The sequence below is a fragment of the Streptomyces sp. NPDC056347 genome (genome assembly GCF_042262625.1).
GTDB lineage: Bacteria > Actinomycetota > Actinomycetes > Streptomycetales > Streptomycetaceae > Streptomyces.
Genome location: NZ_JBHJQP010000304.1, coordinates 1 through 3,920, shown reverse-complemented (window position 1 = coordinate 3,920; position 3,920 = coordinate 1). Strand labels below are relative to the sequence as shown.

Annotated in this window: 1 protein-coding gene; it reads right to left on the bottom strand. The window is 70.2% G+C overall.

The window, feature by feature from the left end; genetic code table 11:
• On the bottom strand, positions 1–3,920 hold a 3,920-nt coding region (locus ACFCV8_RS35620), incomplete at both ends, for an amino acid adenylation domain-containing protein (RefSeq protein WP_376689701.1).

Sequence of the window (3,920 nt, the reverse complement as noted above, 5' to 3'; positions counted from 1 at the left end):
CGCCCGCAACACCGCAAGCACCGCCACCACCAGATCAGCAGACCTCGGCAACGACACCCCGACCCGCGACTCCACCCCCACACCCAGCGCCACCAAACGCCCGGCCAACACCTCCACACGAGCCCACAACTCGCCATACGTCAACGACACATCCCCACACACCACCGCCACCGCACCCGGCACCACACCCACACGCTCAGCAACCAACTCCACCACCGAACGACCACCCGAACCCACACCCGGCCCCGCCCACTCGGCGAGAAGGAGGCCCGCCTCGGCGGTGTCCAGCGTCGGGAAGCGGTCCAGGGGTTCGTCCGGGCGCGCGGTCACGCGGTCGGCGAGCACGAGCCAGTGCCGGCACATGCGGGCGACGGTCGTCGTGTCGAACAGGTCGGTGTTGAACTCGGCCACGGCTGCGAGGCCGCCGCCCTCGGTCTCCTGGAAGTGCAGACTCAGCTCGAACTGCGCCGCCTGGCGCGGCACCGCCTCGTCCGCGACGTGCAGCCCTGGCAGGTCGAAGGCGCCCATCGGGGTGTTCTGCAGCGCCACCAGAGCCTGGACCAGGGGGGTGCGGGAGGTGTCGCGTTCGGGGGCCAGCTCCTCGATGAGCCGGCTGAACGGCACGTCCTGGTGCGCGAACGCGTCGAGCGTCGTCTCCCGAACCGCCGACAGCAGCGCACCGAAGCCCTGCGCCTCGTCCACTCGGGACCGGAGCACCAGGGTATTGACGAAGAAGCCGACGAGCTCCTCGATCTCGGCACGCTCGCGTCCGGAGACCACCGTGCCGACGGCGATGTCCTGGCGGCCGCTGTACCGGGACAGCAGTAGCTGGGTCACCGCGGTCAGGGTCATGAAGAGGCTCGCGCCGTGCTCGTAGCCCATGGTCTTCAGACGGTCGGCCAGCGCGGTCGGAACCTCGAAGGTGTGCAGCGCACCGGCCGAGGTACGGACCGCTGGACGCGGCCGGTCCGTCGGCAGCTCCAACGGCTCCAGACCGGCCAGCTTCCCCCGCCAGTAGGCGAGCTGACCATCCAGCGCGTCGCCCGCCAGGTGCTCACGCTGCCAGACAGCGAAGTCCGGATACTGCACCGGGAGCTCCGGCAGGGCAGCGTCCTCCCCGCGCACCGCGGCAGAGTAGAGCGCACTCAACTCACGGGTAACAACACCCATCGACCAACCGTCCGTGACGATGTGGTGCATCGACAGGACCAGCACGTGCGCGTCCGGGGAGAGCCGGACCAGCAGGGCCCTGGTGAGCGGGCCGGTGCGCAGGTCGAACGGCAGGGCCGCCTCGTGGGCGAGCGCCGCCCTCAGCTCGTCGTCGCCGGCCGCCTCGACCAGGCGGACGGGTATCTCGGCCTCGCCGGGGCCGTGGACGATCTGGACGCCCCGGCCGTCGACGGAGCCGAAGGTGGTACGCAGCGCCTCGTGCCGGGCCACGAGTCCCTGCAGCGCCGTACGCAGGGCGTCGGTGTCCAGATCGCCGGTGAGCCGGAGCGCGGCGACGATGTTGTATTCGACGCCGTCGCGGTCGAAGTCGTGCAGGAACCAGAGGCGTTCCTGCGCGAACGAAAGCGGCAGCGGTCCGGTGCGCGGTGCGGGCGCGATCGCCGCGTCGGTCCGCTGCCCGTCATTGACGGGCTGTCCGGCCACCTGGGTCGCGAGGGCGGCGACGGTAGGGTGGTCGAAGAGGGCGCGCGGGGAGAGTGCGGCGCCGTCGAGGACGCCCCGGATGCGGGAGACGACCTTCAGGCTGGAGATCGAGTCGCCGCCGAGTGCGAAGAAGTCGTCGTGCACGCCGACCTGCTCGAGGCCCAGGACATCGGCCCAGATACCGGCCAGGGCTTCCTCCACCGCCGTACGCGGGGCGACGTACTCCTCGGCCGCCTCCGACGCCGGGGCGGGCAGCGCCTTGCGGTCCACCTTGCCGTTCACCGTCAGCGGCAGCTCGTCCAGCACGACGAACGCCGACGGAACCATGTACTCCGGCAACAGAGCGGACGCGTGGGCCCGGATCTCGGCCGGGTCGACGTCCACGCCCTGTGCGGGGACCAGGTAGGCGACGAGTCGCTTCGTGCCGGGCCGGTCCTCACGGACCTGCACCGACACCACACCCACGGAAGCGTGACGAGCCAGGACGGTCTCGATCTCGGCGACCTCGATCCGGAAACCACGGATCTTCACCTGACCGTCCCCACGCCCGAGGAACTCCAGCCGGCCGTCCTCCCGCCACCGCACCAGGTCACCCGTGCGGTAGAGGCGTCCGCCCCGGCCGAACGGATCGGCCACGAACCGCTCCGCCGTCAGATCCGCACGCCCGTCATAACCACGCGCCAGACCCGAACCCCCCAGATACAACTCACCCGCAACACCGACACCCACCGGACGCAGCCGCGCGTCCAGGACATAGCCGCGAGTGTGCTCCATGACCTCACCCAGCGGCACCGATCCGCCCGTGGCGTCGTCGGTCGTGATGGGGCCGCACACGGCGAAGGTGGTGGACTCGGTCGGTCCGTAGCCGTTGACGAGGACCAGGCCGGGGCAGTTCTCCAGCAGGCTGTGAGCCGCCGCGGCGGGCACCGCGTCGCCGCCGGTCCAGACCTCGCGCAGACCCGCGAAACACCCCGGGTCCTCCTCGACCAGGACACCGAACAACGCAGCGGTCACCCACAACGCCGTCACACCCGACGCCACGGCATCCCGCACCACCGACGCACTCAACTCCGCCTCGGCAACCACCACCGTGCCACCGTTCAGCAACGGCACCCACACCTCGTACGTCGCCGCATCGAACGAATGCGGCGAATGGAACAACACCGAACCGTGTGCACCCGACCGCCACCGACGATCGGACACGAGCGCCACGATGTCGTCATGCGTGACCGCCACGCCCTTCGGCACACCCGTCGACCCCGACGTGAACATCACGTAGGCCAAGGCAGTCGGGCTCACCGACGCCGGGGCTGCGCCGAGATCGGCCGGGACGGCGTCCACTCGCACCACGGATACGCCCGTTTCCTGTGCACGGGACTCCATCGCGGCGTCGGTCAGCAGGATCCACGCGCCGGACTGGGCGAGGGCCTGACGCAGCCGATCCTCGGGGTACGAGGAGTGCAGCGGGACGTACACACCGCCGGCCTTGAGCACGGCCAGCATCGCGACGACGACGTCCGTCGACCGCTCCAGGAGCAGACCGACCCGCGACTCCGCGCCCACGCCGCGCTCGATCAGAGCGCCGGCCAGGCGGTCGGAGGCCAGGTCCAGCTCCGCGTACGTCAGGGCAGCACTGCCGCAGCGGACGGCCATCGCGTCGGGGGCAGCGGCCGCACGGCGTGCGAACACATCCACGACCGAGGCGTCCCCGGCCGGCTCTCCGCCGCCGTCGGCCCAGGCCAGGACGCTGGCGTGCTCCTCCGGGGCCAGGAGTTCCAGTTCGCCGAGAGGTGTTCCGGCGTGGTTCACAAACGTGGTCAGCACCTGGGCGAGACGCCGGGTCAGCGTCCGGACGGTGGACTCGTCGAGGAGGGCGGGGTCGTAGGAGAGGGTCATGTCGAGCCGGTCGCCGACAGCCGCGGCGATGAGAGTGAGCGCGTAGTTCGTCGACTCCTCTGCCCGCACACCACTGACCGACAGCCCACGCCCCTCAGCAGCCGCCTCGTCCACCGGATAATTCTCGAAAACAACCAGACTGTCGAAGAGCGAAACCCCCGCAGGAAGCCCCGTCTCGATATCCGACAACGCCACATACTCGAACTGCCGGGACTCCACCAACCCCGACTGCACACCCTCCAGCCACGCCACCACCGACGCCCCCGGATCCACACACACACGAACCGGCACCGTATTGATGAACAGACCCAGAATGCCCTCCACACCCGGCAGATCCGCCGGACGACCCGACACCGTCGTACCGAACACCA